Below are 16,943 nucleotides of genomic sequence, written 5' to 3'. Positions count from 1 at the left end.
GGAGCGGACGATGGACCTTGCGCAAGCCTTGGTCAGACTGCTGGTTGCAAGCCTCGTGACGATCATCACCGGCGGGACAGCCTGGACACAGGCTGCTCCCGCCGGCCCTCCCGCGGTCGGCGTCGTGGAGGCGACCCGGCGGCCGATCACCGAGACCAGCGAATTCATAGGGCGGATCGAGGCGATCAATCGCGTCAACGTCGTCGCACGTGTCACCGCGTTTCTGGAAAAGCGACTGTTCGTCGAAGGCACGGAAATCAAGACCGGAGACCAGCTCTATCATCTCGAACGCGGCCCCTTCGAAGCCGACCTCGAGTCCAAGCAGGCGCAGGTGGCGCAGCTCCAGGCGACGCTCGAAAACGCCAAATTGACCACCGAGCGCGCACGCACGCTGCTCGGCGGACCGGCCGGACAGCAATCGACCTATGATGCGGCGATCGCGACCCAGCGCAGCCTGGAAGCACAGGTGCAGGCTGCACAGGCACAGGTCGAAGCATCCCGGATCAATCTCGACTACACCGTCATCAGCGCACCGATCGACGGCAAGATCGGACGCACGTCGGTCACCGAAGGCAACGTCGTCAGTCCGAGTTCGGGCGTACTGACCACCATCGTCAGCCAGGACCCGATGTACGTCACGTTTCCCGTGCCGCTTCGCCAGGGCCTGGAATTGCGCGAACGCTATGGCCCGAAAGGCGGCCTGGAAGCCGTGGTGATCAAGCTCCGGCTGCCCGACGGCCGCATGTATGGCCGGGCCGGCAAGCTAAATTTCGTCGACAACACCATCGCGCAAAATACCGACACCATCACCGTGCGCGGCGAGATAGCCAATCCGATTCTGCGGGCGCCTTCGGCCGCGGGCGTGACCGTCCACGAACTGACCGACGGCGAATTCGTCACCGTCGTGCTCGAAGGCGTCGAGCCGATCGAGGTGCTGGCAATCCCCCGCTCCGCCGTTCTCTCGGACCAGCAGGGTGATTATGTTCTCACCGTCAGTGCCGACAACAAGGCCGAGCAGCACCGCATCAAGCTCGGACAATCGACGCCGACCATCGCAGCCGTGATCAGCGGTCTCACCGCCGGCGACAAGGTCATCGTCGAGGGTCTGCAGCGTGCCCGGCCCGGCCAGGTCGTCGCGCCCGGCCCGGCAAGCCCGCTGATCCTGTCGAGCATGAACGCCGCTGCTGGCGACGCCGGCACGTCCGGAAAAGCGGTGGGCACCAAGCCATGATGTCCGCGGTCTTCATCGATCGTCCGCGACTGGCGATGGTGATCGCATTCATCATCACCATCGCCGGTGCGCTCGCGCTGATGCAGATCCCGGTGGCCCAGTTTCCGGACATCGTGCCGCCGCAGGTCACGGTCTCCGCCACCTTCCCCGGCGCATCCGCCGAGGTGGTTGAAAGCAGCGTCGCCCAGCCACTGGAGGCGCAGGTCATCGGCGTGGACCGTGCCCTCTACATGAAATCGACCAGCGCCAATGACGGCACCTATACGCTCACTGTCTCCTTCGCCCTCGGCACCGACCCCGACATCAATACGGTCAACGTCAACAACCGCGTCCAGAGCGCACTGTCGCAACTGCCGACGGAGGTCCAGCAGCAAGGCGTCACGGTGCACAAGCGATCCTCCGCGATCCTGCAATTCCTGGTGCTCTACAGCGCCGACGGACAGCAGGATCCGCTCTTCATCACCAACTACGCCATCATCAACGTGCTCGATGCCCTCGCCAGCACGCCGGGGGTCGGCCAGACCAATCTGTTCGCAAAGATGAACTACTCGATGCGGATCTGGTTCGATACGCAGCGGCTGACCAGCCTCAATCTCACTCCGTCGGACGTCATTGCCGCGATCCGTGCGCAAAGCGTCCAGGCGCCGGTCGGCCGCATCGGCGCGCGGCCGATCAACGATGACCAGCAGTTCCAGTTCAATGTCCAGACCCTGGGCCGGCTCGCCACCACCGATCAATTCGCCAACATCGTGCTGCGCGCCAATCCGGACGGCTCCTCGCTGCTGGTGAAGGACGTGGCCCGGGTCGAGATGGGCGCGCAAAATCTCGACAGCGAAGCGCGGATCGATGGTCGCGCTGCCGTGCCGATCGCGATCTATCTCTCGCCGGGCGCCAATGCCGTGACGACCGCGAAGGCGGTCGCGGCCACGATGCAACGCCTGTCCAAGCGCTTCCCGACCGGACTCAGCTATCTCGTGCAATACGACTCCACGAGCTTCGTGTGGGATACGATCACCGAAGTCCTGCGGACGCTGGCCGAGGCCTTCGTCCTGGTCGTGATCGTGGTGTACCTCTTCCTCGGCAATCTCCGCGCCACAGTGATCCCGGCCGTGGCCGTTCCCGTGAGCCTGATCGGCACTTTCGCCGTGCTGCTGGTGGTCGGCTATTCGGCCAACACAGTGTCGTTGCTCGCAATGGTGCTCGCCATCGGCATCGTGGTGGACGACGCCATCGTGGTGGTCGAGAACGTGGAACGCGTGATGGAGGAGGAGCCGGCGCTCTCCCCGGCCGAGGCCAGCAAGAAGGCCATGACGCAGATCACGGCGCCGATCATCGCGATCACGCTGGTGCTGCTCTCCGTGTTCGTACCGATCGCGTTCATTCCGGGCATTTCCGGCACGCTGTTTCGCCAGTTCGCGGTCACGATCAGCGCGGCCATGATCATCTCGGCGTTGAACGCGCTGACTCTGTCGCCGGCGCTCTGCGCGCTGTTCCTGCGCCACACCGGGCCTCGGCGCGGCATCATCGGGCGCGTGCTTGATGGCATCGACTGGCTGCGCGACCGCTACAGCAGCGGCGTGCGCCACTTGTTGCGTATCGCCGCACTCTCCCTCCTGCTGGCTGCCGTCTTCGCCGCCGGAATCTTCGGCATGTCGCTGATCACGCCCACGGCGTTCCTTCCCGAGGAGGACCAGGGCGCCTTCTTCACCTCCGTGCAACTCCCGGACGGCGCGTCGGTCGCACGCACCAGCGAGGTCACCCAAAAGATCGAGGACATCCTGAAGAGGATGCCGGCGGTCGATCACGTCCTCGCCGTCATCGGCTTCTCATTGCTCGACGGCGCATCCGAGCCGAACAGCGCGCTGGTCGTGACGCGGCTCAAGCCCTTTGCCGATCGCAAGGCTGCGGCCGATTCCGCGCAGGCATTGATCGCGCAGACCTTCGCGGCCGGCGCGCAGATCCCGCAGGCGAACGTGCTGCCCTTCAACTTGCCACCGATCATCGGCCTCTCGACCTCCGGCGGGTTCGAATACCAGCTCGAGGCGCTGGAAGGACAGAGCCCCGCGGCGATCTCCAGTGTCACCAGCGCATTGATCAGCGCCGCCAATGCCGATCCAAGGCTGACGCGCGTCTTTTCGACTTTCACAGCGACCAATCCTTCGATCTTCCTCGACATCGACCGACGCAAGGCGCAGGCGCTCGGCGTCAACGTCAGCGACATTTTCACCGCCTTGCAGGCGACTCTCGGCGGCATCTACGTCAACAACTTCAACCTGTACGGCCGCACCTGGCAGGTCAACGTCCAGGGCGAAGCGTTCGATCGCGCCGATATCTCTGACATCTGGCGGATCTACTTGCGCAATGATACCGGCCAGATGGTGCCGATACGGTCGCTGGCCGGCATCAAGATCGTGACCGGACCGCAGGTGATCACCCGCTACAACAACTATCGCTCGGTGACGGTGAATGGCAGCCCGGCGCCAGGCATCTCGTCCGGCACCGCGATCGCAACCATGGCGGAGATCTCCAACACCGTGCTGCCGGCCGGTTACGGTTTCGAATGGACCGGCACCGCCTATCAGGAGCAGCAGGCCGCCGGCCAGACCGGCATGGTGATGATGCTCGCCGTATTGTTCGCCTATCTGTTCCTGGTCGCGCTCTACGAAAGCACTGTCATCCCGATCCCCGTGCTGCTGTCGGTCGTCGTCGGCGTGCTCGGCTCCTATGTCGGCATCAAGATCGCCGGCCTCAACCTCGATCTTTATGGCCAGATTGGCCTCGTGGTCCTGATCGCGCTCGCCGCCAAGAACGGCATCCTGATCGTGGAGTTCGCGAAGGAACAGCGCGAGGCAGGCGTGGCGCTCCACGATGCGGCGATCCAGGGGGCCCACATGCGCTTCCGCGCGGTCATGATGACCTCCGTTGCATTCATCCTCGGCCTCCTGCCGCTCGTCATCGCAACCGGTGCCGCAGAGCTCAGCCGCCGTGCAGTCGGCACAGCCGTGTTCGCCGGCATGCTGGCCGCCAGCTCGATCGGGATCTTCATGGTGCCGATGCTCTACGTGACGTTCCAGCGCCTGCGCGAGCGCGTGAAGTCGAAATCCCAATCAACCACCCACCTGACGCCACCTGTCGATGAAACGGCTGGACCATGACGCGCAATCGAAAACGCTGGCTGATCGCCCTCCTCGTCGTGGCCCTCGGTGTGGGCGGCTACTTTGCCTGGCAGAAGCTGGGAGGCGACAGCCTTCCACCAGGCTTTGCCAGCGGCAACGGCCGCATCGAGGCCGTCGAAATCGACATCGCCACCAAGACGGCCGGGCGCATCCGCGACATCCTGGTGCGCGAAGGCGACCTGGTCACCGCGGGACAGGCGCTGGCACAGATGGACACCGTGCAGCTCGAGGCCCAGTACCGCCAGGCCCAGGCGCAGTTGCGTCGTGCCACGATCGGAATCGAAACCGCCAAGAGTCTCGTGACCCAGCGCGAGGCCGAGAAGAAGACGGCGAGCGCCGTGATTAGCCAGCGCAGCGCGGAGCTCGACGCAGCGGATCGAAAGCTGCAACGTTCCGAAACACTGATCAGAACCAACGCCGTGTCCCAGCAGGTTCTCGACGACGATCGGGCTTCCGCCAACGGCGCGCGCGCAGCGGTGGCGGCTTCGGAAGCGCAACTCGCCGGCTCGGAAGCTGCGATCAGCGCTGCCGAAGCACAGGTCGTCGACGCGGAAGCTGCCGTCGATGCGGCGAAGGCGGCCATTGAGAGCATCAAGGCCGACCTCAACGATTCAACGCTGCGCGCGCCGCGCGACGGACGCGTCCAGTTCCGCGTGGCCCAGCCGGGCGAAGTCCTCTCCGCCGGCGGACGCGTGCTCAACCTCGTCGACCTCGGCGACGTCTACATGACCTTCTTCCTGCCGACGGCGCAGGCCGGCCGCGTCGCGATCGGCTCGGAGGTCCGCATCGTGCTCGACGCCGCGCCGCAATGGGTCATTCCGGCCAAGGCGACGTTCGTCGCCAGCGTTGCCCAGTTCACGCCGAAGACGGTCGAGACCGAGGAGGAGCGCCAGAAGCTGATGTTCCGCGTCCGGGCGCATATCTCGCCGGACCTGCTGCGGAGAAACATCGAGCAAGTGAAGACTGGGCTACCCGGTCGTGCCTTCGTCCGGCTCGACCCGAGCGCCGAGTGGCCGGCGCGCCTGACGGAACATCTGGTCAAATGAGCGACGCATCGAACGGCAGTCAGTCAGCTTCTTCGGCACCGGTCATACGCCTGGAGGCGGTCGCGCTGTCCTACGACAAGACTCGCGCGCTGGACGGCATCACGCTCGATATTCCCGCAGGCCGCATGGTGGGACTGATTGGACCTGACGGGGTCGGCAAATCCAGCCTGCTTTCGCTCATCGCCGGGGCTCGCGCGATCCAGGACGGCCGCGTCCACGTGCTCGGCGGCGACATGGCAGACTCTGCGCATCGCCGGCGGACCTGCCCGCAGATCGCCTACATGCCGCAGGGCCTCGGCAAGAACCTCTACCCGACCCTCTCCGTCTTCGAGAATGTCGATTTCTTCGGACGCCTGTTCGGGCACGACCGGCGCGAGCGAGAGGAACGCATACGGCAACTCCTTGGGGACACCGGCCTTGCTCGCTTTGCAGATCGGCCGGCCGGCAAGCTGTCCGGCGGCATGAAGCAGAAGCTCGGCCTCTGCTGCGCGCTGATTCACGATCCCGATCTCCTGATCCTCGACGAGCCGACCACGGGCGTCGATCCGCTCTCGCGGCGGCAGTTCTGGGAGCTGATCGAGACGATCCGAAAGGATCGTCCCGGCATGAGCGTCATCGTTGCCACCGCCTATATGGAGGAAGCCGCGCGCTTCGACTGGCTCGTTGCGATGAATGACGGGCGGGTGCTGGCAACCGGCACCCCTATGGGGCTGCTGCAACAGACCGGCGCCGACAATCTCGATGCCGCCTTCATCGCCCTGCTGCCCGAGGAGCAGCGACGGGGTTACAAGGAGGTGGTGATCCCGCCGCGCCCGGGCGGCCATGACGACGACATCGCGATCGAGGCCGAGCAGCTGACCGTCAGGTTTGGCGACTTCACGGCGGTCGACCATGTCAGCTTCCGCATTGCCCGCGGCGAGATCTTCGGTTTCCTCGGCTCGAACGGCTGCGGCAAGACCACGACGATGAAGGTGCTGACCGGGCTCTTGCCCGCCAGCGAAGGCGAAGCCAGGCTGTTCGGGCACGAGGTCGATCCCAACGACATGGATGTCCGGCGGCGCGTCGGCTACATGTCGCAGGCCTTTTCGCTCTATTCCGAGCTGACGATCCGCCAGAACCTGGAGCTGCACGCGCGCCTGTTCCGCCTCGCGCCCGATACGATCGAGGATCGTGTCAGCAAGATGGTCGAAGACTTCGACCTCACCGACGTCATCGACGCATTGCCCGACGCGTTGCCGCTCGGTGTGCGCCAGCGCCTGTCGCTCGCGGTCGCCATGATCCACGCGCCCGACATCCTGATCCTGGACGAGCCGACGTCCGGCGTCGATCCAGTCGCGCGCGACGGCTTCTGGCAGATCCTGTCCGACTTGTCGCGGCGCGACAATGTCACGATCTTCGTGTCCACCCATTTCATGAACGAGGCCGAGCGCTGCGACCGCATCTCACTGATGCATGCCGGCAAGGTGATGATCAGCGACACGCCGGCAGGGATCGCGGACCGTCGCGGCGGCGGCAATCTCGAGGAAGCCTTCGTCGCCTATCTGAAGGACGCGATCGCCGCGACAGACGCGCGCGAGGCGCCGCATGTCGCAACCGAACCTGCCGCCACCGAGGCGCACTGCGCCATGCACAGCGCCTTGAGCTTCTTCGATCCCCGACGCATGTTTGCCTACACGCAGCGGGAGGCGCTTGAGCTCAGGCGCGATCCGATCCGCGCGACGCTTGCCATTCTCGGCAGCCTCATCCTGATGTTCGTGATGGGCTACGGCATCAACATGGACGTCGAAAATCTCTCCTTCGCCGTCATGGACCGCGACGACACCACCATCAGCCGCGACTACGTCCTTCAGATCGCGGGGTCCCGCTATTTCACCGAGCTCGCGCCGATCGCCGACTATGATGATCTCGACCGTCGCATGCGCAACGGCGAGCTGAGTCTTGCGATCGAAATCCCGCCAGGGTTCGGACGCGACGTCGCGCGCGGCAGCAACGTCCAGATCGGCGCCTGGGTCGACGGCGCGATGCCATCGCGTGCGGAGACGGTGCGCGGCTACGTGCAGGCGATGCACACGACCTGGCTGGCGCAACGGGCCCGCCAGCTCTACGGCAATGCCGCCACGACCGGCGATTTCCAGATCGAGGTCCGCTTCCTCTACAATCCCGATATCAGGAGCATCGTCGCGATGGCGCCAGCCGTCATCCCGATCCTGCTCCTGATCATTCCGGCGATCCTGGCGACGCTGAGCGTCGTACGGGAGAAGGAGCTGGGATCGATCATCAACTTCTACGTCACGCCGGTGACCCGGATCGAGTTTCTGCTCGGCAAGCAGCTCCCCTATGTCGCGCTCGCCATGCTGAACTTCTTCCTGCTGACCGCCTTTGCGATCTTCATCTTCGGTGTTCCCTTCAGGGGCAGCTTCCTGGCCTTCACGGCAGCCGCCCTCCTCTACGTGGTCATCACGACGGCGATGGGTCTCGTGATCTCCTCCTTCATGACGAGCCAGATTGCGGCGATCTTCGCGACCGCGCTGCTCACCATGATTCCGGCCACGCAATATTCGGGGCTGGTCGATCCGGTCTCATCGCTCCAGGGCGCAGGCGCGATCATCGGGCGGATCTACCCGACGGCCCATTTCGTCACCATCACGCGCGGCACTTTCTCCAAAGGGCTCGACTTCGGCGATCTTTCCGGACCGTTCCTTGCGCTTCTCGTCACCATCCCGGTGCTGCTCGGGCTCGGCGTGCTGCTCCTGAAGAAACAGGCGAACTAGCCATGCGCGTAGGCAATATCGTCCAGCTCGGTGTCAAGGAACTGCGGGGCCTGCTCCGCGATCCGATGATGCTGGCGCTGATCGTCTATGCCTTCACGGTCTCGATTTATACGTCTTCCAGAGCCCAGCCGGAGACGCTGAACCAGGCGGCGCTGGCCATCGTCGACGAGGACAGGTCACCGGCCGCGACGCGCATCGTCACCGCGTTCAGCCCGCCCTATTTCACGGTCCCGCGGCTGATCCCGCAATCGGAGATGATGGCCCGCATGGACGCCGGGCTCGACACCTTTGCTCTGAACATTCCGCCCAACTTCCAGCGTGACCTGCTGGCGCAGAGATCGCCCGCCATCCAGCTCAACGTCGATGCGACGCGCATGTCCCAGGCTTTCACGGGAAGCGGCTACATTCAGTCCATCGTCAGCGACGAGGTCGGTGAGTTCCTGTCCCGCTACCGTTCGTCCGCGCCGTTGCCGATCGATCTGGCGCTCCGCGCGCGGTTCAATCCGGAACTCAACAAGGGCTGGTTCGGTGCCATCAACAACGTCATCTCCTCGGTCACGATGCTCTCGATCATCCTGACCGGTGCGGCGCTGATCCGCGAGCGCGAGCACGGCACGATCGAGCATCTCCTGGTCATGCCGGTGACGCCATTCGAGGTGATGGCGAGCAAGATCTGGTCGATGGGGCTCGTCGTGCTCATCGCCGCCAGCGTCGCGCTGATCTTCATCGTGCATGGATTGCTCGCAGTAAGGGTCGGCGGCTCCGTCCCGCTGTTCCTGTTCGGCACGGCACTCTACCTCTTCGCGACCACCAGCATGGGCATCTTCCTCGCCACATCAGCCGGTACCATGCCGCAATTCGGTCTGCTCTTGATGCTGGTGCTGATGCCGCTTCAGATGCTGTCAGGCGCGACAACGCCAAGAGAGAGCATGCCGCAAATTATCCAGGACATCATGCTCGCCGCGCCGAACACCCATTTCGTCATCCTCGCGCAGGCCGTCCTGTTCCGTGGCGCGGGGCTGACTGTCGTGTGGCCGCAATTCGCGGCCCTGCTGGCGATCGGCGGCATCCTGTTCTTGGTGTCGCTTCGCCGCTTCCGGCAATTCCTGCGCTGACCGCGCGCTTTCCTAAAGCGCGATGAGATTAGGATGAATCGTCATCGCGCCTTAGGTTGTTGTTTGCGCATGATCTCCGCGCAAACGCGTTCCGCGTTTGTCGCGAGGGAAAACCGCTTCACACTTTTCCGGATCATGCTTTAGCCGAGGCCACCGTCGACCTGGAAACACTGGCGCGTTATGTGCTTGCTGTCGTCGGATGCCAGAAATAGTGCCATCCGCGCGACATCCTCCGGCGTCACTGCGTCCGGAATGGCCTGCCGCGTGCGAATTTCGGCGATCTTGTGCTCGTCCGGATACCACAGCCGTCGCTGGCGCTCGGTGATCACCATGCCGGGTGCGATCGCGTTGACGCGGATGCGGTCGGGCCCGACCAGCTTCGCCAGCGAATTGGTAAAGCCGACAATCGCTGCTTTGGCCGCCGCGTAGGCCGGCAGCGCCGGCGCGCCGCGCATCCAAGCCACCGATGACATATTGATGATAGAACCGCCGCCCCGCGCCTGCATCTGCGGCACGACGGCTTGCGCCGCGAAGAACACGTGCTTGAGGTTGACGCCGATCATCCAGTCGAATTCGGCCGGCGTCACCTCGGACAGCACCTGGCGCTGGTCGTTGGCGGCATTGTTGACCAGCATCGCGGCATCGCCAAGCGCGCCGCGGACCTGGGCCATCGCCTCACGCAGGGCGTCGATATCGAGCAAATCGCACGGCACGAACAGCGGCGCCTCGCCGCCTGCGCCTGTCACCTCCCCCACCAAGGCTTCACCGGCCCGGGTGTCGATATCGAGGAATGCGACGCGGGCCTTTTGGGCTGCGAACGCGCGGACGAAGGCCGCGCCGATGCCGCTGGCGCCGCCGGTAATCAGCACCACCTGGCCCGCGAGGCCGGAATAACTCGTCTCAGTCATGCGATCAGCCGCTCCGTCTCGGGGTCGAACAGGCAGATGCGGCGCGTGTCGAGCGCGAAGGCGGCGCGCTCGCCAGGCACCGGCCGGATGTCCGGCGCGATCCGCGCCAGAGCGGACTCGCCGCCAAGCCGCAACAACACGATGGTCTCCGCACCAGTGGGTTCGACCATCTCGACCGGCGCATTGACGACGACGGGCGCTCCGCAAGCGCCGGAGAAACCTCGGTTTCCCTCGGCGATGCATTCCGGCCTGATCCCGACCACGATGTCGCGGCCGACGAAGGAGGCGGCCGCGTCATATCCTTGCAGCCGCAGGCGGGCCTCGTCCGGCCGCCCCGCCCCGATGACGACGACCGGCCCGCCATCCTCCGCTTCGAGCCTTGCCTTCATCGTGTTCATCGGCGGCGAGCCCATGAAGCGCGCGACGAACAGGTTTGCCGGATAGCGGTACACCGTGTCGGGGTCCGCGAATTGCTGCACCTCGCCGTGGTGCATGACGGCGATCCGTGTCGCCATCGTCATCGCCTCGATCTGGTCATGGGTGACGTAGACGATGGTGGCGCCGATGCGCTGATGCAGCCGCTTGATCTCCATCCGCATCTCGACGCGCAGCTTGGCATCGAGATTGGACAGCGGCTCGTCGAACAGGAACAGCAGGGGATCGCGCACCAACGCGCGGCCCATCGCGACGCGCTGCCGTTGGCCGCCTGACAGTTGCGACGGCTTGCGGCCGAGCAGCGGCTCGATCTGGAGCAGACGCGCCACGTTCGCCAGCGCCGCCTCCTGTTCCGCTTTCGGCACGTGGCGGCACTCCATTCCGAAGGTGATGTTCTGGCGCACAGTCATCGACGGATAGAGCGCATAGGACTGGAACACCATGGCAATGTCGCGGTCCTTCGGCTCGACGTCGTTGACGACGCGTCCGCCGATCTCGATGGTGCCGGCGCTCGGACGATCGAGCCCGGCGACGATGTTAAGCAGGGTGGACTTGCCGCAACCGGACGGCCCGACCAGCACGGTAAACTCGCCGCTCTCAATGTCGAGATTGATCCCCTTCAGCACCTCCAGATTGGCGTAACGCTTCGACAGAGTACGAATGCTCAACGCTGCCATGATGTCCCCTTCATTTCACGGCGCCGGCGGTAAGCCCGCGTACGAAGTATTTGCCACCGATCAGATAGATCAGCAGGGTAGGCAGAGCCGCGATCATCACCGCCGCGCTTTGCACGCCATTCTGCGGGATATCGGCGACCGCGGCGGAGAGCGCGATCAGCGCGGCCGTAACCGGCTGCTGTTGGCCGGTCGTGAATGTCACGCCATAGAGGAACTCGTTCCAGATGTGCGTGAACTGCCAGATCACGGTGACGACCAGGATGGGCGGCGAGAGCGGCAGAATGATGCGCCAGAAAATACGAAAGAATCCCGCGCCATCGATGCGCGCGGCCCTTATCAACTCCTGCGGAACGGAAACGTAGTAGTTTCGGCAGAACAAGACGGTAAAGGAGAGCCCCTGGATCGTGTGGATCATCACCAGGCCCGTGAGCGTGTTCATCAGGCCCATGTCGCGCAGCACGATGGTCCACGGCAGCAAACGCATCTGTTGCGGAAGGAAGATGCCAAGCGTGACGATGCCATAGATCCACTGATCGCCACGAAAACGCCAGAGCGAAACCGCGTAGCCGGCGACCGCACCAAGCAGGGTGGAGAAGATCGTCGCGGGAATGGTCACGAGCGCGGAGTTCAGCATGTAGGGACGGATGCCGGCGCAGGTCTGCGCAACGCAGAAGTCGGACCAGGCCGTGAGGTAGTTGCCGAAGGCCCAGCGCAGCGGCCAGCCGATCATCGAGGTCTGCGCGATTTCCTCATTGCTGCGCAGAGAGTTCAGCACGACGACGATCAGCGGCACAAGGTACGCTACCGCAACCAGTAAAACGACGAGATAGATGAGCATGCGGCTCGGCGCGAAGGTTCGGTCACGCATGAGAGGCCCGCCGTCGCTGGAGATATCGCCACGCCGCGTACGGCAAGAGCACCGCGAGAAGAATCAGCAACATGAGCACGGCCGCTGCCGCACCACGACCGAGCAAACCCCGCTGGAACATCAGGTCGTAGACCACGAGAGCCGGCAACTGGGTCGCAAGACCAGGGCCGCCATTGGTCAGCGCGCGAACGAGGTCGAAGGTCGAAATGGCGAACTGCAGCTGGATGACGATGACGGTTATCGTGATCGGCCAAAGCGTCGGCAGAATGACGCGCCGGTACATTCGGATCGGCCCGGCGCCGTCGATCTGCGCGGCTTTGACAAGGTCGGCATCGACGGACCGGAGGCCGGCGAGAAAGAGCGCCATGGCGAAGCCCGAGGATTGCCAGATCGCGGCGATAACGATCGTCCAGATTGCCATGTCGCGGTCGACCAGCCAGTCGAACCGGAAGGAGGTCCAGCCGAGATCTTGGACGAGCTTCTGGATTCCAAGGCCCGGATTGAGCAGCCAACTCCAGACCGTACCGGTGACGACGAACGACACCGCCAGGGGATAGAGGAAGATGGATCGCAGCGCGTTCTCGCCGCGAATGCGCTGGTCGAGCAGGATCGCAAGCACGAGGCCGGCGACCAGGCTCAGCAGCACGAAAGCGCTGCCGAACAGCAGCAGATTGTCGAAGGCGATCTTCCAGTTCCGCGTCGCCATCACCGCGGTGTAGTTGCGCAAACCCACCCAGCCCGAGACCGGTACAAGAGTGGATGGCGTGAACGAGATCCAGATCGTCCACAGCGAAAACGAAACGAGATGCGCCGCAGACAATAGCAGCGGCACCCAGATCGTCAGATGCTCGGGCAGCCGGCGCACGACGCCAGGCATGGTCGGCCGCCCTGTTCGCGGTGCCGCGGCGACGGTGTCGGTCACCGCGCCCCCTCGACGGCCTCGGCGAGGCGGGTGACCGCCTGCTCCGGCTTGATCGTCTTGTTCTTCACGTACTCGGTGAGCACGTCGATCATCGCTGCGGTCAGGCCGTTTTCCTGCGCCATGTTGTGCGCGAGGCTCAGGACGGCCTGGTTGTTGGCGACGGCGTCCTTGAGCGCGCCTGCGGTTCGCCGTTGACCGTCCGACCAGCCTTCACCGGAGAGATCGACATCGGTGCGCACGGGTATCGATCCCGTGATCTGCGAATACATGGTCTGGATCGCCGGATCCATCACGAGCTGGGCCATCAGCGTCTGACCGGCCTGCAGGTCGGGTTCACTGCGCTGCCAGAAGATGAAGGCATCGGCATTCAACAGGAAGACCGGCTTGCTGTTGTCGCTGGGGCCGGGGACGATGATGAAGTCGTCGAACTTGAAACCGGCGTTGCGCAACACGCCCTGCGCCCACCCGCCCTGGATCATTATGCCCATGTCGCCGTCGACGAAGCGTTTCAGGTTGGTGGCAAAGGGCTGGGCGCCGACATTGGGGTCCATCCAGTCGGCGATCTTGCGCGTCTGCGCGAAGGCAGCCCTTATCTCGGGACCCTCCAGGGCGTTCTTGTCGAGATTCATGATGGCTGCGCGGTATGCAGCGGGACTGATGCCGGCGAAAGAGGCCTCGAATTTCTGTCCGTCATCGGGGCGGGTGCCGCCGTTTGCAATTGGATATGTGACTCCGCCCGCTTTCATCTTTTCGGCGAGATCGTTGAAGTCAGCCCAGGTGACGGGGGTCTTGTCGGCCTTGGCCTTGTCCAATGCGCGTTTGGAGAGAAACAGCATGTTGGTGCTGTAGATCTGCAACGGCAGCGCTATCCACTTGCCCCCCGGCTTGTGCAATTTTGCAAGGTCCGGAGCGACGACCTTTTCGTAACCGGCGGCAGCGACAAGGGCATCGAGATTGACGGTCGGGGCAATCTTCGACCAGGCCGCAATCTCGGGACCCTTGAGTTGCGAACAGGCCGGCGGATCGCCCGCGATGATCTGAGCACGGAGCTTGTTCATCATCTCGGTGGTGAAGCCGGGGACGGGCGAGTGCTGCCAAATCCCGCCCTTCTCCTCGAATTTCTTGCCGAGCGCCGTGATGGCCGCTCCATCGCTGCCTGCGGACCATTGCGAGATGGCGGTCAGGCGCGGCTTGACAGCGCCTTGCGCGCGGGCGAACGCCGGCAGCGCGAGCGCGGCCGCAGATCCAGCGAGCAGACGACGTCTTGTTGTTGTGATTGGCATAGCAAGTTCCTCCCGGGTGTGAACTTTTTTTGGCGCGAGCGAGCCGCGGCTTAGCGCATTTCAGGCAGCCTCCGTCGATGCGGCCGGCATGCCGCCGCGGCACGCCAGGCAACAGGCGGCAAAGGCGAGCGCGGCATTCGGATCGTTACCGTTCGAAGGCGGCACGAAAGCGAGCGACACCTCGGCGAGCTTGCTCCCGCCGAGCAGGCTGGCGTCGATGCCTTCGACCACGGCCTTTCGATCGTCCTCTGCAAGGAGGGATGGCCAGCCGCTGATGACGACGCCAGGACTTGGTTTCACATTCAGCGTATTGCCGATCGCAAGGCCGAGCCGGAACAGTCGGCGCCGCAACTCCTGGCGCACGCGCGACGGAATCGGGATTGCGTTGACCCAATCGTCGCCGAGCTGGAGCAAATCGGTTTCGCCAACACCGAGAAGCTCGGCCAGCGCCGGAAGCGACGTATAGGCTTCGACGCAGCCATGATGGCCGCAGCGGCATCGCGGACCGCCCTCGCCGAACACCATGTGGCCGAGTTCCACCGGCAGCAAAGCATTGGCTTCGATCGCGTCGTCCGCCCAGGCGCCCGCGACACCGTGGCCGACGAACACGAACAGATGCGCGCCCGTGAACGGATAGTCCTCGGTGCGGCAGCGATGGAACATGGCGTGTGCCACGACCGAATTGGTGAGCTCGACCGGCGCGTCCGCGAACATCTCGCCAAACATGGCGCGAACCAGCGCCGCATCACAGGGAATGATTGGATTGTGCAGCTCGCTCGCCCGGCCAAGCCCCGGCACCGAAACACCAATCTGCGCGAGATCGACCCCGCGTCGCCGCGTCCAGTTCCGGAGCAGATGCAGCGCATCGCGAAATACCCCGCCGACGGATTCGACGGTCAGCGCTTTCGGCAACGGCAGGCGTTCGACATAACTTAGTTCGCCGGAAAGTGAGCCGACGCCGACGCTGAGCCGCTGCGCGGTCAGCTCGAAGGCGGCCAACGCCACGGACTTGTCGAGTGATACCAGGCCAGTCGGGCCACCGAAGTAAGGCGCAGGTCGCCTCACCGCCTCGATCAGGCCTTCCGTCTTCAGGTCAAACAGGATACGCGACAGGCTCGCCTCGGACAGGCGCACCGCCCTCGCCAGAGGAGGCCGAAACGTGCCGCCCGACTTGAGCAGATGCCCAAGAATGGCCGCACGCGTCTGCCGCCGACTTCTCGGCTGCTCCGACATTTCCGTCCCTGTCGTTATTCTTACTTAGTGTAAGAATGTGCGCGCGGAGCGTTTCGACTGTCAAGCCGCTTGCTGGCTGGACGCGAGACTTAGTGTTGTGCGCGGCAGCAAATTTGCCGTGCTGACTTCTCTCGCGAAGGAACAATCAGAACGCAGCCTGGTAAATCTTCAGGATCGCGTCGCTGCCGAGATCGCGCGGATTGTTGTCTAGAAGGCGGCGAATTGCGTGGGCTTCGTCAGCCATGGCGCCAAGGTCATCCGCGGGTACGCCGAGCGCGGACAATTTCATCTCGATGCCGAGATCCGCGCAGAACTTGTAGGCTGCCTCGAACGCAGCCGCAGGATTCTTGGTCGCCGGCGCGCCGAGCGCCTTCAGCACGGACGCCGTCTTCGCTTCCACCGCCGGCATGTTGAAAGCCAGCGTGTGCGGGAAGATCACCGCACAGGCGAGGCCATGGGCGATGTGATGGCGAGTGCCGAGCGGATAGGCTACCGCGTGGCCGGCGGTGGTATTCACCGGTCCGAGGCAGAAGCCGCCATAGAGCGATGCCAATGACAGCGCGGCGCGCGCCTCGCGATCCGAGCCGTCCTTCACTGCACGACCAAGATAGCGGCCGACGAGGCGGATGCCTTCGAGCGCATAGAGATCGATGGTCGGATGCGCCTTGCGGCTGGTGAAAGCCTCGGCGCAATGCGCGAGCGCATCGACGCCGGTCGCGGCCGTGACCTGCGGCGGAACGGTCATGGTAAGGTCGGGATCGACGACCGCGAGATCGGCGAGCATGAAGCGGCTCTGCACGGCGAGCTTGTTGCAGGTTGTGGGATCGGTGACCAGTGCGCGGATGCCGCCCTCACTGCCCGTGCCCGAGGTGGTCGGCACTTGCACCAAAGCGACGGCGCGACCTGCCACCTTGTCGGGACCGACGACCTCGGCAAGCTTCTGTTCGCCGGTACAGAGCACAGCGACCAGCTTGGCGAGATCCATCGCGCTGCCGCCGCCGAAGCCGACCACGAGATCCGGCCGCGCCGCGCGCGCCACGCTGAGCGCCTTCTCCAGATTGGGAACATCCGGCTCCGGCTTCACTTCGCCGAACACGGTCACCTCGCCTGGCAGCGCAAGCACGTCGACGCGCGCAGCGTTGAAGGCATCGGCGACGACGAGCGGCCGCCGCACGCCCTTCTCGCGTGCAAACCGCGCCACCGCGGCGATGGTGCCGGATCCGAACTCGATTACTTCCGGACGGATGATTTCGATCGGTGCAGACAGGTTGGTCATGT

Annotated in this window: 12 protein-coding genes; 5 read left to right on the top strand and 7 right to left on the bottom strand. The window is 64.4% G+C overall.

Annotated elements, in window-relative coordinates; all coding sequences use genetic code 11:
* The first annotated feature begins 10 nt into the window (after positions 1 to 10).
* From QQL28_RS05775 to QQL28_RS05755, 5 genes are read left to right on the top strand one after another with little or no spacing between them, the layout of a single operon-like run.
* On the top strand, positions 11 to 1,231 hold the full coding sequence (locus QQL28_RS05775; RefSeq protein ID WP_284262119.1) for an efflux RND transporter periplasmic adaptor subunit: 1,221 nt from the start codon (positions 11 to 13) through the stop codon (positions 1,229 to 1,231).
* Positions 1,228 to 4,386 (top strand): efflux RND transporter permease subunit, encoded by a 3,159-nt coding sequence (locus QQL28_RS05770; protein WP_284262117.1) that lies wholly within the window; start codon positions 1,228 to 1,230, stop codon positions 4,384 to 4,386. The genes QQL28_RS05775 and QQL28_RS05770 overlap by 4 nt, the downstream gene beginning before the upstream one ends.
* Positions 4,383 to 5,453, top strand: a complete 1,071-nt coding sequence (locus QQL28_RS05765) for an HlyD family secretion protein (protein ID WP_284262115.1) — start codon at positions 4,383 to 4,385, stop codon at positions 5,451 to 5,453. The genes QQL28_RS05770 and QQL28_RS05765 overlap by 4 nt, the downstream gene beginning before the upstream one ends.
* Positions 5,450 to 8,224 (top strand): ribosome-associated ATPase/putative transporter RbbA, encoded by a 2,775-nt coding sequence (rbbA, locus tag QQL28_RS05760; RefSeq protein ID WP_284262113.1) that lies wholly within the window; start codon positions 5,450 to 5,452, stop codon positions 8,222 to 8,224. The genes QQL28_RS05765 and rbbA overlap by 4 nt, the downstream gene beginning before the upstream one ends.
* Positions 8,225 to 8,226: 2 nt before the next feature.
* Positions 8,227 to 9,339, top strand: a complete 1,113-nt coding sequence (locus tag QQL28_RS05755; protein WP_284262111.1) for an ABC transporter permease — start codon at positions 8,227 to 8,229, stop codon at positions 9,337 to 9,339.
* 140 nt (positions 9,340 to 9,479) lie between these two features.
* Here QQL28_RS05755 and QQL28_RS05750 read toward each other — a convergent pair whose 3' ends face one another.
* The 7 genes from QQL28_RS05750 to QQL28_RS05720 all read right to left on the bottom strand — a co-directional run bounded on the left by QQL28_RS05750 (position 9,480) and on the right by QQL28_RS05720 (position 16,941).
* Positions 9,480 to 10,247 (bottom strand): SDR family NAD(P)-dependent oxidoreductase, encoded by a 768-nt coding sequence (locus QQL28_RS05750; protein WP_284262109.1) that lies wholly within the window; start codon positions 10,245 to 10,247, stop codon positions 9,480 to 9,482.
* Positions 10,244 to 11,359 (bottom strand): ABC transporter ATP-binding protein, encoded by a 1,116-nt coding sequence (locus tag QQL28_RS05745; RefSeq protein ID WP_284262107.1) that lies wholly within the window; start codon positions 11,357 to 11,359, stop codon positions 10,244 to 10,246. The genes QQL28_RS05750 and QQL28_RS05745 overlap by 4 nt, the downstream gene beginning before the upstream one ends.
* 10 nt (positions 11,360 to 11,369) lie before the next feature.
* Complete coding sequence (locus QQL28_RS05740) at positions 11,370 to 12,227, bottom strand: carbohydrate ABC transporter permease (protein WP_284262105.1); 858 nt, start codon at positions 12,225 to 12,227, stop codon at positions 11,370 to 11,372.
* Positions 12,220 to 13,104, bottom strand: a complete 885-nt coding sequence (locus tag QQL28_RS05735; protein ID WP_284262498.1) for a carbohydrate ABC transporter permease — start codon at positions 13,102 to 13,104, stop codon at positions 12,220 to 12,222. The genes QQL28_RS05740 and QQL28_RS05735 overlap by 8 nt, the downstream gene beginning before the upstream one ends.
* 41 nt (positions 13,105 to 13,145) lie before the next feature.
* Positions 13,146 to 14,432, bottom strand: a complete 1,287-nt coding sequence (locus QQL28_RS05730; protein WP_284262103.1) for an ABC transporter substrate-binding protein — start codon at positions 14,430 to 14,432, stop codon at positions 13,146 to 13,148.
* Between the two features lie 60 nt (positions 14,433 to 14,492).
* Positions 14,493 to 15,665: an ROK family transcriptional regulator gene (locus QQL28_RS05725; protein WP_284262100.1), complete on the bottom strand. Its 1,173-nt coding sequence runs from the start codon at positions 15,663 to 15,665 to the stop codon at positions 14,493 to 14,495.
* A 145-nt stretch (positions 15,666 to 15,810) separates the two neighbouring features.
* On the bottom strand, positions 15,811 to 16,941 hold the full coding sequence (locus tag QQL28_RS05720) for an iron-containing alcohol dehydrogenase (protein WP_284262098.1): 1,131 nt from the start codon (positions 16,939 to 16,941) through the stop codon (positions 15,811 to 15,813).
* Positions 16,942 to 16,943 lie beyond the last annotated feature (2 nt).

Source organism: Bradyrhizobium iriomotense (assembly GCF_030160715.1).
Classification (GTDB): domain Bacteria; phylum Pseudomonadota; class Alphaproteobacteria; order Rhizobiales; family Xanthobacteraceae; genus Bradyrhizobium; species Bradyrhizobium iriomotense.
This window is presented reverse-complemented; position numbering and strand designations above follow the sequence as displayed.

What these genes read in the sequence shown, in the direction of transcription:
- QQL28_RS05775 (WP_284262119.1), top strand. Translation starts at nt 11, where the DNA reads ATGGACCTTGCGCAAGCCTTGGTCAGACTGCTGGTTGCAAGCCTCGTG.
- QQL28_RS05770 (WP_284262117.1), top strand. Translation starts at nt 1,228, where the DNA reads ATGATGTCCGCGGTCTTCATCGATCGTCCGCGACTGGCGATGGTGATC.
- QQL28_RS05765 (WP_284262115.1), top strand. Translation starts at nt 4,383, where the DNA reads ATGACGCGCAATCGAAAACGCTGGCTGATCGCCCTCCTCGTCGTGGCC.
- rbbA (WP_284262113.1), top strand. Translation starts at nt 5,450, where the DNA reads ATGAGCGACGCATCGAACGGCAGTCAGTCAGCTTCTTCGGCACCGGTC.
- QQL28_RS05755 (WP_284262111.1), top strand. Translation starts at nt 8,227, where the DNA reads ATGCGCGTAGGCAATATCGTCCAGCTCGGTGTCAAGGAACTGCGGGGC.
- QQL28_RS05750 (WP_284262109.1), bottom strand. Translation starts at nt 10,247, where the DNA reads ATGACTGAGACGAGTTATTCCGGCCTCGCGGGCCAGGTGGTGCTGATT.
- QQL28_RS05745 (WP_284262107.1), bottom strand. Translation starts at nt 11,359, where the DNA reads ATGGCAGCGTTGAGCATTCGTACTCTGTCGAAGCGTTACGCCAATCTG.
- QQL28_RS05740 (WP_284262105.1), bottom strand. Translation starts at nt 12,227, where the DNA reads ATGCGTGACCGAACCTTCGCGCCGAGCCGCATGCTCATCTATCTCGTC.
- QQL28_RS05735 (WP_284262498.1), bottom strand. Translation starts at nt 13,104, where the DNA reads ATGCCTGGCGTCGTGCGCCGGCTGCCCGAGCATCTGACGATCTGGGTG.
- QQL28_RS05730 (WP_284262103.1), bottom strand. Translation starts at nt 14,432, where the DNA reads ATGCCAATCACAACAACAAGACGTCGTCTGCTCGCTGGATCTGCGGCC.
- QQL28_RS05725 (WP_284262100.1), bottom strand. Translation starts at nt 15,665, where the DNA reads ATGTCGGAGCAGCCGAGAAGTCGGCGGCAGACGCGTGCGGCCATTCTT.
- QQL28_RS05720 (WP_284262098.1), bottom strand. Translation starts at nt 16,941, where the DNA reads ATGACCAACCTGTCTGCACCGATCGAAATCATCCGTCCGGAAGTAATC.